At 68.4% G+C, this 13,880-nt stretch carries 17 protein-coding genes; 11 read left to right on the top strand and 6 right to left on the bottom strand.

What is annotated here, in order from left to right:
* Window positions 1-43: 43 nt before the first annotated feature.
* Window positions 44-1,054 (top strand): TrmB family transcriptional regulator, encoded by a 1,011-nt coding sequence (locus tag ACGFNP_RS20900; RefSeq protein WP_393320814.1) that lies wholly within the window; start codon window positions 44-46, stop codon window positions 1,052-1,054.
* A 147-nt stretch (window positions 1,055-1,201) separates the two neighbouring features.
* Here ACGFNP_RS20900 and ACGFNP_RS20895 read toward each other — a convergent pair whose 3' ends face one another.
* On the bottom strand, window positions 1,202-2,638 hold the full coding sequence (locus tag ACGFNP_RS20895) for a glycosyl hydrolase family 28 protein (protein ID WP_393320807.1): 1,437 nt from the start codon (window positions 2,636-2,638) through the stop codon (window positions 1,202-1,204).
* Window positions 2,639-2,765: 127 nt separating this feature from the next.
* Between ACGFNP_RS20895 and ACGFNP_RS20890 the strand changes: the two genes are divergently transcribed.
* A complete protein-coding gene (locus tag ACGFNP_RS20890; RefSeq protein WP_393320804.1) occupies window positions 2,766-3,200 on the top strand; it encodes a hypothetical protein in 435 nt (144 codons plus the stop codon).
* Window positions 3,201-3,284: 84 nt separating this feature from the next.
* On the opposite strand, the gene ACGFNP_RS20885 is transcribed toward ACGFNP_RS20890, so the two are convergent.
* Entirely contained in the window at window positions 3,285-3,674 is a 390-nt protein-coding gene (locus ACGFNP_RS20885; RefSeq protein WP_393320801.1) for a nuclear transport factor 2 family protein, read from the bottom strand.
* A 202-nt stretch (window positions 3,675-3,876) separates the two neighbouring features.
* Between ACGFNP_RS20885 and ACGFNP_RS20880 the strand changes: the two genes are divergently transcribed.
* From ACGFNP_RS20880 to ACGFNP_RS20860, 5 genes are all read left to right on the top strand, one after another.
* Window positions 3,877-5,040: an FAD-binding monooxygenase gene (locus tag ACGFNP_RS20880; protein WP_393320798.1), complete on the top strand. Its 1,164-nt coding sequence runs from the start codon at window positions 3,877-3,879 to the stop codon at window positions 5,038-5,040.
* 62 nt (window positions 5,041-5,102) lie between these two features.
* Window positions 5,103-5,666 (top strand): TetR/AcrR family transcriptional regulator, encoded by a 564-nt coding sequence (locus ACGFNP_RS20875; protein WP_358316043.1) that lies wholly within the window; start codon window positions 5,103-5,105, stop codon window positions 5,664-5,666.
* Window positions 5,667-5,683: 17 nt separating this feature from the next.
* A complete protein-coding gene (locus tag ACGFNP_RS20870) occupies window positions 5,684-6,079 on the top strand; it encodes a tautomerase family protein (RefSeq protein WP_393320795.1) in 396 nt (131 codons plus the stop codon).
* A gap of 71 nt (window positions 6,080-6,150) precedes the next feature.
* Window positions 6,151-6,672, top strand: coding sequence for an RNA polymerase sigma factor (locus tag ACGFNP_RS20865; protein WP_358316049.1), 522 nt, complete (start codon window positions 6,151-6,153; stop codon window positions 6,670-6,672).
* Complete coding sequence (locus ACGFNP_RS20860) at window positions 6,669-7,139, top strand: hypothetical protein (protein ID WP_393320792.1); 471 nt, start codon at window positions 6,669-6,671, stop codon at window positions 7,137-7,139. The genes ACGFNP_RS20865 and ACGFNP_RS20860 overlap by 4 nt, the downstream gene beginning before the upstream one ends.
* A 16-nt stretch (window positions 7,140-7,155) precedes the next feature.
* On the opposite strand, the gene ACGFNP_RS20855 is transcribed toward ACGFNP_RS20860, so the two are convergent.
* Complete coding sequence (locus tag ACGFNP_RS20855) at window positions 7,156-8,082, bottom strand: alpha/beta hydrolase family protein (protein ID WP_393320789.1); 927 nt, start codon at window positions 8,080-8,082, stop codon at window positions 7,156-7,158.
* Between the two features lie 44 nt (window positions 8,083-8,126).
* On the bottom strand, window positions 8,127-8,975 hold the full coding sequence (locus ACGFNP_RS20850) for an LLM class flavin-dependent oxidoreductase (protein WP_393320786.1): 849 nt from the start codon (window positions 8,973-8,975) through the stop codon (window positions 8,127-8,129).
* A 167-nt stretch (window positions 8,976-9,142) separates the two neighbouring features.
* On the opposite strand from ACGFNP_RS20850, the gene ACGFNP_RS20845 reads away from it, so the two are divergent.
* Both ACGFNP_RS20845 and ACGFNP_RS20840 read left to right on the top strand, forming a co-directional pair.
* Window positions 9,143-9,724, top strand: coding sequence for a helix-turn-helix domain-containing protein (locus ACGFNP_RS20845; protein ID WP_358316060.1), 582 nt, complete (start codon window positions 9,143-9,145; stop codon window positions 9,722-9,724).
* A gap of 147 nt (window positions 9,725-9,871) precedes the next feature.
* Entirely contained in the window at window positions 9,872-10,498 is a 627-nt protein-coding gene (locus ACGFNP_RS20840; RefSeq protein ID WP_393320783.1) for a DUF1707 domain-containing protein, read from the top strand.
* A gap of 31 nt (window positions 10,499-10,529) precedes the next feature.
* Here the strand turns inward: ACGFNP_RS20840 and ACGFNP_RS20835 are convergent, their stop codons facing one another.
* Window positions 10,530-11,255, bottom strand: coding sequence for a MarR family transcriptional regulator (locus tag ACGFNP_RS20835; protein ID WP_393320780.1), 726 nt, complete (start codon window positions 11,253-11,255; stop codon window positions 10,530-10,532).
* Window positions 11,256-11,478: 223 nt separating this feature from the next.
* Here ACGFNP_RS20835 and ACGFNP_RS20830 point away from each other — a divergent pair, with 223 nt between their 5' ends.
* Together ACGFNP_RS20830 and ACGFNP_RS20825 are read left to right on the top strand one after the other, a co-directional pair.
* Complete coding sequence (locus tag ACGFNP_RS20830; protein ID WP_393320777.1) at window positions 11,479-12,636, top strand: serine hydrolase domain-containing protein; 1,158 nt, start codon at window positions 11,479-11,481, stop codon at window positions 12,634-12,636.
* Between the two features lie 100 nt (window positions 12,637-12,736).
* Window positions 12,737-13,636 carry a DUF4097 family beta strand repeat-containing protein gene (locus tag ACGFNP_RS20825; protein WP_358316071.1) on the top strand — a complete coding sequence of 300 codons (900 nt, stop codon included), beginning with the start codon at window positions 12,737-12,739 and terminating at the stop codon, window positions 13,634-13,636.
* Here ACGFNP_RS20825 and ACGFNP_RS20820 read toward each other — a convergent pair.
* Entirely contained in the window at window positions 13,623-13,865 is a 243-nt protein-coding gene (locus tag ACGFNP_RS20820; RefSeq protein ID WP_393320774.1) for a hypothetical protein, read from the bottom strand. The two genes, ACGFNP_RS20825 and ACGFNP_RS20820, sit on opposite strands and share 14 nt — an antisense overlap.
* Between the last annotated feature and the right edge of the window lie 15 nt (window positions 13,866-13,880).

Raw genomic sequence — 13,880 nt, 5'->3', positions numbered from 1 at the left:
TGGCCTATTGCGGCAACTGCCGGAAGTGGCCACGATCATAGGCATGCTTGAGGACGGCCGGGCGCTGGAGGTCGTGGGAGTCAGCGCGTTCGACGAGCGGGTCTACCGCGGGGTGCTGGCCTGCCCCGGCATCACGGTGCAGGAGCTCGTCATGAGGAGCGGGGAGAGCGCGGCCCGCATCCAGACGTCGCTGAGCAGGCTCCGCGCGAAGGGCCTCGTCAGCCGCCTGTGGGGGCGCTCGCCTCGGTGGACGGTGACGAACCCGGGAACCTCGATCCGCTCCCTGGTACGCAACCTGCAGAGCGAGCTGGACCGGCTCACCGACACGGCCGACGAACTGGAGGCGGCCTTCCGTACCGTCGGCCAGGACTCGGAGGAGGGCGGGCAGTTCGAGGTCCTTGCGGGCCCGGAGGAGCAGGCCCGGTGGTATGTCCGGCTGCAGCAGGAGGCCAAGGAGGAGGTGCTGACCTTCGACCGGCCCCCGTACGTGCTGGACTACCACAACCCGCTGCAGACCGGCCTGCTGCGCAGCGGCGTCCGCTACCGGACCATCTACGTGCCGGAGGCGTTCGATCACGCGGGGGCGCTCGACGAGGTGGGCAGCCTGATCAAGGCGGGCGAGGAGGCGCGGGTCCTGCCCCGGCTGCCGTTCAAGATGGCGATCGTCGACCGGTGGCGCGCGGTCATGCCGCTGCACATGGACCCGCCGCTGACGCGCGGCGTGCTGATCAGCGGATCGACCATGGTGGTTGCGCTGGTGGAGCTGTTCGAGCGCCTGTGGCGGGAGGCGTTGCCGGTGCGCCCCGAGCTGTGGCAGGAGCCGTCCCCGGCCTCGGAACCCGCCGACGAGGAGCTGGACCTGACGGAGCTCGGCCCCGAGGATCGCCGGCTCCTGACGCTGCTCGCGGCCGGGCTCAAGGACGACGCGATCGCCCGCCAGCTCGGCACCAGCCCGCGCAGTCTCCGCCGCCGCCTGCGTCACCTCCTGGACCAGTTGAACGCCGAGACCCGCTTCCAGGCCGGCGCCCAGGCCAGCCGCCGCGGCCTCGTATAGGCCGAAAAAGAGAAACTCTCAGTAGTCGAACCGCTACGATGCGGCGTGAACGGGGGAGACTCCGAAGCCTGAGTAGGACGCGCCGCTGCCTGAAGCAGTGGCCACTTTCCCGTGCGGCCCCGCGATCTGGGGAGCGGGGCCGCCTTCTTATTGCTCCACGCCGTTCACGAACACCTTCCGCAGGGTCAGGTCGTCGGTGAACGTGATCATGTTCGGGCCGGTGACGTTCGTGAACACGCAGCGCTCCAAGCGCACCCCGGCCAGGTGGTCGGTCTCCAGGCCGACCAGATTGAGCACGGCGTCGGCGCCGTCGAGCCTGGTCCGCTCCATGCGGATGTCACGTACGGACACCGGCTCCGTGCCCTGCTCGTTGCTCTGGTAGGCCATGTTGACGAACATCACCTCGCGGTCCACGTTCTGGCCGGTGAAGTCGCGTACGTAGACGCCTTCGACATAGGCGCCGCGCTTCTTGCTGGCCTTGATGTAGACGGGATACTTCACCGGGTAGTTGCCGGGGAAGTCCGGCGAGTTGATCACGCACCGCTCCGCGAAGACATTCCGCACGCCGCCCGACATCTCGCTGCCGACGGTGACGCCGCCCCAGCGGCCGGAGAAGGAGCAGTCCTGGACGACGATGTTCTCGCTGGGCACGCCCACCCTGCGGCCGTCGGCGTCACGTCCCGACTTGACCGCCACGCAGTCGTCGTTGGTGTTGAAGCGGCAGTTGTGGATGTGTACGTACGAGGACGCCTCGGGGTCGCAGCCGTCGGTGTTGTACAGCGTGCTGACGACGGTGATGCCGCGCACGGTGACGTTCGTGGACAGGACCGGGTTCACGGTCCACATGGCCGGTTCGAGGATCGTGAGGTCGCTGACCAGGATGTTCTGACATTTCACGAACTGGACCATGGCGGGGCGCAGGTAGTGGCCCGCCCCGAACACGCGCTGCTCGACCGGTACGCCGTCGTCGCCCATCTTGCGCAGTGCGCGCTGGTCGGCGCCCTGGGGGCCGCTGTTGGCGTACCAGCTCTCCCATGGGCCCTGCCTGGCCTGGCCGTCGAGCGTGCCTTTGCCCGTGACCGCGATGTTCCGCTGGCCGTGGGCGTAGATGAAGGGGCTGTAGTTGTAGCACTCCGTACCCTCCCACCGGGTGAAGACGACCGGCAGGTACGCGTTCGGATCGGTGCTGAAGGCGATCACGCCGCCCTCGGAGACGTGCAGTTCGACGTTGCTGAGCAGGTGGACGGCGCCGGTGAGGAAGCGGCCCGGCGGGACCACCACCCGGCCGCCGCCCGCGCGATGGCACTCGGCGATCGCCGCCTTGAACGCGGCCGTGCAGTCGGTCGTGCCGTCACCTACGGCGCCGAAGGCGGTGACCTCCCACCTTCGGCGAGGGAAGCGAGGAGGTCGGATCTTACGCAGGATGTCCGGCACCTTGTGCCACGGATCGGCTGATCGGTCTTCGGTCTGCGCCGACGCGGTACCCGCGGTTCCGGGGGCCAGTGTGGCGGCGGCGAGAACTCCGCCGGCCTTCAGTAGAGATCGTCGAGAGGGCATGGTCACCACCGGGGGGTGCAGAGACATCGGACCTATGGAGCGTAAATGCGAGCCTGGCGGAATTCAATTCTTGACGAAGTTAATTGTGCCTTTGGCTGCGCGATTCCCTGCGGGGAATCGCCAAGGCGCAGGTCGGGCCAGCACACTGCTGCGCATGAGCAACGAACTTGACGTGAAAGTGCTGGCCGACCGATATGTCGCCCAGTGGAACGAGCCCGATGCGGCGGCTCGAAGCGCGCTCATCCGCGAGTTGTGGGCGCACGACGGGTTCCAGGTCCTGGTCGACCCGCCCCAGGAGATCCGCGAAGCCGCCGAGCGGCTCGCGTTCCCCGTGCCGCCCCTGGAAGTCCGCGGCTTCGACGCCTTGGACGCCCGGGTGGCCCGTGCCTACGAGATGTTCGTCGCGCCGGGCGAGTACGTCTTCCAGGCTCGCGGGGACGCGTTCCTCCTGATGCCCAACGTGGTCGGGGTCCGGTGGTCGATGGTGTCGGCCCGCGGCGCCGAGGCCGTCGGCGGGGGCCTGGACGTCCTGGCCTTGGACGGCGACGGCAGGATCCGTTCCGACCACCAGTTCATCGAGGCGAGTTGATGGGGGAGAGCGTGCGTTTCACCAGGATCAACCGCACCGACGACGGCGGGTCGGCGTTCGAGGCGCTGTTCGTCCCAACGGACGTCAGGTCTTGATCGCGGTGCCCTGAGCGGAGATGAGGCGCCAGGAGCCGTGGGCGTCGGCGGCGTACACGTGCGTGTAGCGGCTCCCGGCGCTGAACGTGGTGCCGTCGGGGTTCGTGAAGTTCATCCCGGTACGTCCAACGACGATGCCCACCTTCCCGACGACTCGGACAATCGCCTCGTCCGGGAAGGAGTCGATCCGCGGAAACTGGAGCGACCCCGACGCCACCAGGTCGAGCACGATCCCCCTGTCGGCGACCGCCCCGTCCTCGACCCCCACCAGGATGAAGTCGTCCGCCAGCAACTCCTTCAGGTGGTCGAGGTCGTTGGCCACCAAGGCGTCGAAGAAGCTCTGGTCGTGCTTGAGGAGGGTGGCGCGGTCCGGGCTCATGGGCTGTCCGTTCGTCGGTGGTCGGGGACCGAGGGTAAACGTTGACGCCGGTGACAGGGTCAAATCCGCAGGTCCCTGAGGCGGTCCAGATAATTGGGTATCTCGTGACCGGTGGCGGAGCGGGAGCAGACTGTCCCGTCGTACACACGTCTGCTACTCTATGTTACGTATTGACTACCTTCTGTCACCAACGGGAGCTCGTGTGAAAGTCGCCTGCGTCGGCGGCGGACCCGCCAGCCTGTACTTCTCGATCCTGATGAAGCTGGTGGACCCGTCCCATGACATCACCGTCTACGAGCGGAATCCGGCCGGATCGACGTACGGCTGGGGCGTGACCTACTGGGACGAACTACTCCACAGCCTGCACGCTGCCGACCCCGAATCCGCGCGCGCCATCCGCGAGAGCTCGGTCCGCTGGGACAGCTGGGTGGCTCACGTCGGCGACCGCGCGACGGTGACGGTGGAGAGCGGGGACGAGGGCTTCGGCATCGGCCGGCACGAGCTGCTCGGCATCCTCACCGAGCGGGCCCGCTCCCTCGGCGCGCGCATCGAGTTCGAGCACGAGATCGCCGACGAGGACGAGCTGGCCGATGCCGACCTCGTCGTCGCCGGCGACGGTGTCAACAGCGCGCTGCGCGAGCGCCACGCCGACCACTTCGGCACCGAGATCGCGGTCGGGCGGAACGTTTACACCTGGCTCGGCACCACCAAGATCTTCGACCACTTCACCTTCGGCTTCACGGAGACCGCGCACGGCTGGATCTGGTGTTACGGCTACGGATTCGGCGAGCACCACAGCACCTGCGTCATCGAGTGCGCCCCCGAGACCTGGAGGGGGCTCGGGCTCCACGAGGCGAACGAGGCCGACGGCCTGTCCCTCCTGGAGAAGCTCTTCGTCGACATGCTGGACGGGCACCCGCTGATCGGCCGGGCGCACCCTGACGGCAGCGCGCACTGGCTGAACTTCCGCACCCTGACCAACCGGAAGTGGTACCACGACAACCTCGTGCTGCTCGGGGACGCCGCGCACACCACGCACTACTCCATCGGCACGGGCACCGCCCTCGCGCTGGGGGATGCCGCCTTCCTGGTCGGCGCGCTGCACGGGGGCACACCCCTCCAGCCCGCCCTCGCCCGCTACGAGCGGCAGCGCAAGGCCGCGATCCGCTCCACCCAGACATCGGCCCGCTACAGCTCCCGGTGGTACGAGAACCTCCCGCGCTACATCGACCTGCCGCCGTCCCAGGTGGTCACGCTGCTCGGTCAGCGGCATTCCCGGCTGCTCTCGCACATCCCGCCCCGGCTGTACTACCGGATCGACCAAGTGGGCGTACGGCTCTCGTCGCTGTTCTCGAGGGGCGCATGAGCCGGATGAGCTGATCGCGGCGAGGTTGCGTTCTGTACCTACTAGTATGTACGGTCAGTGGCGTGGATACCAGGGAACGGCTGATCGAGAGCACCCGCGAGCTGCTGTGGGAGTACGGATACGTGGGCACCTCGCCCAAGGCGATCCAGCAGCGGGCCGGGGCGGGTCAGGGCAGCATGTACCACCATTTCCGCGGCAAGCCCGATCTGGCGCTGGCCGCGATCACCCGCAGCGCCGAGGAGCTGCGCGATCGCGCGGAGGCGGAGTTCTCCGGCCCCGGAGCTCCGGTCCAGCGGATCACCACCTACCTGCGCCGGGAGCGGGAGGCACTCCGGGGCTGCCCGGTCGGGCGGCTGACCCAGGACCGGGACGTGATGGCCGATCCCACGTTGCGCCGTCCGGTCGAGGAGACCTTCGCCTGGCTGCGCACCCGGCTCGCCGGGGTTCTCACCGAAGCACGGGCGGACGGCGAGCTCGACACCGCGCTCGACCCGTCGGCCACCGCCACCGCGCTCGTCGCGGTGCTGCAGGGCGGATACGTGCTGGCCCGCGCCGCCGGCGACGCGGAGGTGTACGCGCAGGCCGTTGACGGCGCGCTCGGCCTGCTCGCCGGACATGCCCACTGAGCTGAAAGAAGAAAACCATGCCATTTGTACGCATTGACGCGCTCCGTGCAGACGAGAAGCGGTTGGAGGCCCTGGGCCGGGCCGTGCACGATGCCCTGGTCGACGCCATCGGCATCCCGAAAGACGACCTGTTCCAGGTGCTCACCAGCCACGACGGCACGCAGCGCCTGTTCCGCTACGACGGCCACTACCTCGGCGTACACCGGGACGACGACCTCGTGTTCGTCGCCATCACCATGCGCTCCGGACGCACCGCGGCGCAGAAGCAGGCTCTCTACCGCAGGATCGCCGATCTCGCCGAGGAGTACGCGGGCACCGAGCCGCGGAACGTGTTCGTCACGATCACCGAGAACGAGCCGCTCGACTGGTCATTCGGCGACGGCGTGGCGCAGTACGCGGAGGTCGGCCTGTGAGCGTGCCGGCGGTGTGAACCTGGCGGCCTCGCTCACCGACTGTGCTTGGTGACGGGCGACAGGAGAACGAGATGACCGACGAGTTACTGGTGGTCCGCTGCCAGCTCGGCGAACGTGCGGCGTTCACCGAGCTGGTGGCTGCCTGGCATGTGCCGGTATGGAGGTATGTGCGGCGCATGCTGGATGCCGACAGGGCCGACGACGTGACCCAGGAGATCTGGCTGGCCGTGATCCGTGGGCTGCCCCGGCTGAAGGACCCCGGCCGGTTCACCCCCTGGCTGTTCACGATCGCCAGGCGGGCGGTGACCAACCGGCTGCGCGAACAGTACGGCGAGGCCGAGGCACCGGCCCCGCCGGAGCCGGTCGCCGAGGACTCGATCACCGCGCTGGTGGACCATGCCGAGCTGGTCACCGGGCTGTCCGGGCTGCCGGCCCTCGAACGGGAGATCCTGGTGCTGTTCTACCTGGAGGATCTCTCGCTCGAGGACTGCGCCGAGATCTGCGCCGTCCCGGTCGGCACGGTCAAGTCCCGGCTCAACCGGGCCCGTCGCCTGCTGCGTGAGCACCTGATCGAGAAGGGATTCCAGCGATGAACGACGAGCCGCGCCTGTCGGCGGAACAGATGATCGAGCGGCTGTCGGGGGCCCTGTCCCCGTGGCGGCGCCTCCGCGGCGTCGCGGCCCTGGTGGCAGGGCTGGCCGGGGCCGTCTTCGTGGTCCTGCTCTGGGCCACCGAACCTGGTCCGTTGCCGGGCCGTACCCAGCTCGCCTTCGCCATGTTCACGCTGTTCTGCCTGGCGTGGGCCGGGTACGGAAGCTGGGCGATCACACGGCGGGCCGCGCTGTTCGCCCTGGACCGGGTGATCGCCGCCTGGCTCGCCCTGGCCGCTTCGATCGCCACGACCGCCCTCACCATGACCCTCGCCGCCCAACGCGGATCCGGTCTGCTTCCAGCGGTCGGGGTCGGGGTCGTTTTCATCGCCGTGGCCGCTGTGCTCGCGGTGCGGGCCCATGCCGGGCGGGCCGCCCTGCTGCGCCGCAAGCGGGAACTGACCGGGTGACAGGTCCATGCGCCCGTCAGTCGATCCGTCCCAGCGGATCAGGCGCTTCCGTCAACGCGGAGCGCGCCGCCTGCCAGCTCTTGTCTTCGGGGTAGAGAACATGGCGCAGGTAAGCCCATGTGAGCTGCTGGATCAGGGCGACTCGTTCGGGGTTCTCATCCGTCGTTTCCGTGACGTTGTACCCGGAAATTCCGCCGAGCGAGTGTTCCGCCCCGAACAGCGTAAGCAGGGACTTTCCGCTGGGGCTCAAGAGATACGGGTCGGTAAACCAGTCCGGCCCCCGAACGGACAGGGCGGACTGGTCCCGATCCCCCGCGATCACCAGGGTCGGCGTGGTCATGTTCGCGAAGCTCGGGTTCATGAAGGGAAAGTGCTCGGCCGCGAACGGAGTCAGGTCGGCTCCGCCCCGCCCAGGAGCGGCAAGCAGCACACCCGCTGTGATCCGCGAGTCGGACAGGTCCTCTCCCGTTCCGCCCTCGGGATCGAGGACTCGCGCGCCCAGCAGCATGCTCGCCGTCTGGCCGCCCCACGAGTGTCCGGCCACGGCGATGCGGCTTCGATCGAGGCGCCCGCTGAGGCCGGGAACGGAGGCTTCAAGGAGATCAAGCTGGTCGAGGACGCGCTTCAGGTCCTCGACCCGGAAACGCCAGATCAGTGGGGTACGGGGATCGTCAGGGGGAAGGCTCAGCGTCCGCGAGTCGAGATGGGTGGGTTGGATGACCACGAAGCCGTGAGCGGCCCAGAAGTCGACCAACGGGGCGTAACCATCCAACGACTCGCCAAAGCCGTGCGAGAAGATAATGATCGGCAATTCGCGGCCAATCGCGGGCGCGGACACGCGTACTCGCAGGTCCTCATCGCGGCCCGGGGCTGACAGCACTACCGGCTTCACCGAGACGATCGCAGTGGGCTCGTCCGTGAGCGCCAGGTCTGATTGGCTCATAGCAACGTCTTCCTTCCAACTGTGTGCGGTTGACTCGGGCGGTGTCATCGCTGGGCCGAGGTGGTGATGAGCTCGTCGGTGACCCACCGTGCGACGTCGGCGGGGTAGGGCGCCTGCAGTCCGAGAACGATGTGCCGGAAGCCGGCGTCGATCGCTTCGCCGATCGCGTCCCGGGTGGTGCCGGGATGGTCGTAGGAGACCGGCAGGTGGATCGAGCGGATGATCGAGGCGGGGTCCCGGCCGATCTCGGCGCAGTAGCGGTCCAGCAGCGCGCTGCGCCGGACGACGTCGTCGATGTCGCCGCCGGGGATGTTCCAGAGGTCGGCGTGCTCGGCGACCACACGCAGGGTCGCGGCCGAGCGCCCGCCGATGATGATCGGCGGATGGGGGCGCTGGACGGGTTTGGGGTTGCCGAACGCTCCGGTGAGCTGGACGTGGGTGCCGTCGAAGTCGAACGGTTCGGTCTCGGTCCACAGCCGCCGGATCACGGTGCATGCTTCGGCGAGGCTGCCCACGGCGTGGGCGGTTTCGTGGAAGGGCAGGCCGTGTGCTTCGTACTCGCGCCGGGCCAGCGGGTGGCTGGGCCGCGAGCCGACGCCGATACCGAAGTCGAGCCGTCCACCCGAGACGATGTCGACGGTCGCCGCGATCTTGGCCAGCATCGCGGGCGGCCGGAAGCGGTTGCTGGTCACGAGCACGCCGATCCGCAGTCGCCGGGTCTGTGGGGCGAGGGCCGAGAGCAGCGTCCAGCCTTCGTGGGTCGGTCCGTTCGGGTCGCCGAAGATCGGCATGAGGTGATCGAACAGCCACGCGTGCTCGATCTCCGGGATCGTGTCGGCCTCGCGCCAGACCCGCAGGATGCCCTGGTAGTCGACCTGTGATGGGGCGGTCATGATCCCGAAGCGAGTCCGGGGTGTTTGTGGCATGGGGTATTCGTCCTTTTGACACGAGGAAGCGCGTGGCTTGGTGCTCTGGCATGATGAGCAAGAGGAACCTTGTTCCGATTACGATAAGGAACGTTGTTCCGTTTGGCAAGTTCGGCAACGGAGGGAACGACACGGTGAACGACAGCGCAGGGGGCGCGGCCCCGCGCAAGCGGGCCGACGCCCGGCGCAACGAGAGGACGCTGCTCGACGCCGCCGCGGCGGTCTTCGTGACCTCGGGCGTCGAGGCGCCGGTGCGCGACATCGCGGCCAGGGCGGGGGTCGGGCTGGCCACGATCTACCGCCACTTCCCGACGCGGGCGGATCTCATCATCGCCGTCTACCGGCACCAGGTCGAGGCCTGCGCCGAGGCCGGTCCGGCCCTGTTGGCGAGCGGCGCGACCCCGCACGCCGCACTGGGGCGATGGATCAACCTCTTCGTCGACTTCCTGGTCACCAAGCACGGACTCGCCGCCGTGCTGCAGTCCGACAGCGCCGGCTTCGACACGCTGCACGCCTACTTCCTCGACCGGCTCGTGCCCGTGTGCGCCCAACTGCTCGACGCCGCGGCCGTCGCCGGCCAGATCCGCGCGGACATCGATGCCTACGAGCTCATGCGCGGTGTCGGAAACCTCTGCATCGGCGCGGACAACGATCCCCGCTACGACGCGCGCCGGCTGGTCGAACTCCTCATCGCGGGCCTGCGCCTGCCGCACTAGCCCCCGCGCGTATTGGACGGCACATGCGGAACGATGATCCGAATGCCTGTCAGGTCCAGCGTCCAGCTGCGCGGCGCGAGGTCCGCGTGGCGTCATCGTAGGCCATTGAGGCTTGCGATGACGCCACGATGGCGTCATAGTTGTGTCATGGATTCTGTGCCGCACGTCGAGCACCTCCACCGCGTCGCGCGCTCACCCGCCGGACACACGGCGGTAGAAGTGAGCGGTCAGTCAATGGCCCACCCCCTGGCACGGCTCCACGACGTCGATCGCGACCCGATCATCGCGCGCGTCCAGCGGGCGTTCGCCGACGGACGCCTCGGCTTCGCCGAGATGGAAGAGCGGCTCGAAACGGCTCTCAGCGCCGTGACTCGGGCCGATCTGGCGCGGGCTGTCGCCGACCTGCCCGAGCCCCCCGACGAGGTGGTCCGGTTGAAGACCACCAACGGGCGCGTCAGACGGACGGGCGATTGGCAGGTCCCGCGCCTGCTGCGGATCGAGTCCGATTACGGCGGCGTGGTCCTCGACCTGTCGCGGGCCGTCATCGCGCATTCCGAGATCGAGATCGACCTCCAGCTCGCGTACGGCTCCGCCACGATCGTCCTGCCTCCCGGCGCGACGGCCAACGTCGACGGGACGCAGACCGAATGGGGCAGCGTGATCTGCAAGACGGCGGGTCGGCCGCGTCCAGGGGCGCTGCACGTCCAGGTCACCGGGAAGCTCGGCTACGGCCGCCTGAGAGTTCGCTCCGCGCGCCGACTTGCCAGGGCTTGACCCCACGCGGCCGGCGCATGGCTTCGGCGTGCTAACTGTCTGTCGTCCGGCTGCCGGAGAAGAGCTGCCGCCAGCGTTCGGCTGCCTGGATCATGTCCTGGCCGACGTGCTCGAAGAACTGGCCCGCGTCCTGTAGCCGGGTGCCGGCGGGTGTGGTGGCGCCGAGGACCTCGGCTCCTTTGCGGGCGAACTCCGCGAGCGTGGCGTTCTGCCGGGCACTGGCCAGCCACGATCGGAACCAGACGTCGTCGTCGATGATGTACCGGTCGCGCCGCCGGCGTGGGTCGCGTTCGCGCCGGATCAGCTCCTGCTGTTCGAGCTCGCCGATGGCCTTGGAGATGGACGCCGGGCTGACCTGGAGGCGCTGGACGAGTTCGGCGGCGGTGAGGCTGCCGCTGTCGGTGGTGTACAGGCAGGTGAGCACCCGGGCGGTCATGCGCGGCAGCCCTGTCTGGATCATCAATACGGTGAACTGCTCCTCCAGCTCGTGGACCGCTTCCGGGTCCCGCCCGTGCGCCTCGCCGGCGACCCGTGGCCCCTGGGCCGGGGTCGGCCTGCGCCGGCGGGCACGGCTTTCTGTCGCCTGGTGTGCCTGGTCGGGCCGGTAGCCGCCGGCGCCACCATTGCGGGTCACCTCCCGGGTGATGGTCGAGGTCGGTCGTTCGAGGCGCCTGGCGATCTCGGTGTAGGTGAGTCCGCCGGCCAACCCCTCGGCGATGTGGCGGCGGTCCTGATGGGTGAGCCTGCCTCCCGGCATCGGTGGTCGCCTCCTGTTGCTGTGTTTTCGACAGTATTGCGTTCGCGAGCATCTCATTGCAATAGCCGGTGAGTGCATGTTGCATTCGACTTCATACTCATTGCAAGAAGCGACGCTTCTACCTGCATAAATAGAAATAGATTCATCATTTACGTTGACAGTTTCGTAAAGGCAAAGTAGCTTTTGTCATGCGCTGAACACGTACTATCGCAAAGGAATCGACATGACCAGATCCCTCCCTGTCGCGGCACGGCTGCTCATCACCGCGGTGACGGTGGCGGGGGCCACCATGGCGGCCCCCGCGGCATCCGCGTCCGGCCATGCCGGGGTCCAGCGGGCGCTCGACGATGCCGTGGCCAAGAGCGGTGCTCCCGGCATCGTCGCCGAGGTCCGTGACGGTCGCGGGAAGTGGTTCGGCTCGGCGGGCGTGGCCGACACCAAGACCGGTCGCAAGCGCCAGGCGCAGGAGCGGTTCAGGATCGGGAGCGCCACCAAGGCGTTCACGGCCGCCCTGGTCCTGAAACTGGCGGCCGAACGCAAGCTGAGCCTGGACGACACGGTGGACAAGTGGCTGCCCGGCCTGGTCAAGGGCAACGGCTACGACGGCGGCAAGATCACCGTCCGGCGGCTGCTCAACCACACCAGCGGGATCTTCAACTACGGCAACGACAAGGACTTCTTCGCCAAGGGCGTGGGCGCCGCGTGGTTCAAGAACCGCTACGACACGTACACCCCTGAGGAACTGGTGCGGATCGGCCTGGCCAACCCGCCCTACTTCCAGCCGGGCGGGGGGTTCGCGTACTCCAACACCAACTACTTCCTGGCCGCCATGATCGTCGAAAAGGCGACCGGCAGGACGTACGCCGAAGAGCTTTCCCGGCTGATCCTCCGCCCGCTGGGGTTGACCGGGACGTACCTGCCGGGTGGCGAGGCGAAGATCCGCGGGGTGCACCCCGTGCACTACTCCACGCTGTTCTCCCAGGACGCCGACCCCAAGATCTACGACGCGACCGAGATGAACCAGTCCTTCGCCTGGTCGGCCGGCGGCATCGTCTCGACCACCGGGGATCTCGGCCGGTTCTTCGGCGCACTGCTGGGCGGACGCCTGCTGCCGGCCGCCCAGCAGCGGGAGATGTTCACCATGGTCACGACCCAGAACTGGATCCCCGGCACCACATACGGCCTCGGCGTCTTCGCCCAGAAGCTGTCGTGCGGCGTCACGGTCTGGGGCAACGCCGGCGCCACCTACGGGTCGTGGACGTACGCCATGGGCACCCGCGACGGCAAGCACATGGTCGTCAGCCAGGTCAACGGCGACTGGAGCGGCCTCGGCGTCTTCAGCGACGTGCTCGCGGCGGAGTTCTGCCTGGCCGAGTCCTGACAGGCCGCCTGCCCCACTCTCTCTGTGTGATGACGCCAATGTGACATCATCGGTGGCACGAGAACTTGTCATGGCGTCGAAATAGCGTCAGAATGGCGTCATGGAACTTCATCCCACGTTCGACACCCCTGAGCCGATCTCGGTCAGGATCGACCTGCCCGGCGGCGACGTGCGGATCATCGCGAGCGACCGCACGGAAACGGTGGTCCAGGTGCGGCACGACGATGACGACGAGGAGGCCGCGATCCAGGTTGGCTACGAGCATGGCACCCTGGTCGTCACGAGCGCGAGCCGCCAGGGCTCGGAGCCGCCCCGCCCCCATCGTGGCAACCTGATCGTCGAGGCCGTGAAACAGCTCAGCCGGGGCCTGCTGGTCGGCGGCTGCGCATCGGTGCAGGTGACGATCGAACTGCCGTCGGGTTCGCACGTGCACGGCCAGACGATGGGCGGCGGCTTCGACTGCTCGGGCAGGCTCGGCGAGTGCCGGCTCCGTACCGACTACGGCGACATCCGGCTGGACCAGGCCGGCCCGGTGGACCTGACCAGCGACAGCGGCGAGATCTCCGTCGAGCGGGTTACCGGCCACGCCGAGATCACCAGCGCGTCGGGCGAGATCACGGTCCACGAGATCGACGGCACCGCGTCGATCAGGAACGACGATGGCGAGAGCCACATCCGCGACATCACCGGCGACCTCCGGTTGATCAGCGACAGCGGCGACATGGCCGTCGACCGCGCCCACGGCGCGATCGAGGCCAAGTCTGTGGACGGCAGCGTGCGGATCGGCGAGGTCACCCGCGGTTCGGTCGTCCTGGCCAGCCAGTCCGGCGACGTCGAGGTCGGCATCACGCGGGGCACCGCCGCGTGGCTCGACGTCAGCACGGCCAACGGCAGCTTGCGCAACTCCCTCGATCCGCACGACGACGCGGAGGGGTCCGACGAGGTCGTCGAAATACGCGCCCGCAGCCATGACGGCGACATCGTGATCAGACGCGCCTGACTCCGGAACCACCCAAGGACGCTCGCCGTAGAAGCTGACGACCCGACACGCCCGCCACCGCGCTCGCGACCTTGTTTGCGACCGAGCCTGCCACCTCGCCTGCACTCGCGCTTGCGACCGCGCCCGCCACCTCGCCCACGCCCTCGCCTGCCACCTCGCCCTCGCCCACGCCGTCGATGACGCGCAGCCCCGGGTCGTTGATCGATGCGTGGGTGTTCCAGCGCCACATGCCACGTGCCGTGTG

Source organism: Nonomuraea sp. NPDC049269 (genome assembly GCF_043197155.1).
Classification (GTDB): domain Bacteria; phylum Actinomycetota; class Actinomycetes; order Streptosporangiales; family Streptosporangiaceae; genus Nonomuraea.
The sequence above is the reverse complement of the archived record's forward strand: the minus strand, read 5'-3'. Positions and strand labels throughout refer to the sequence as shown.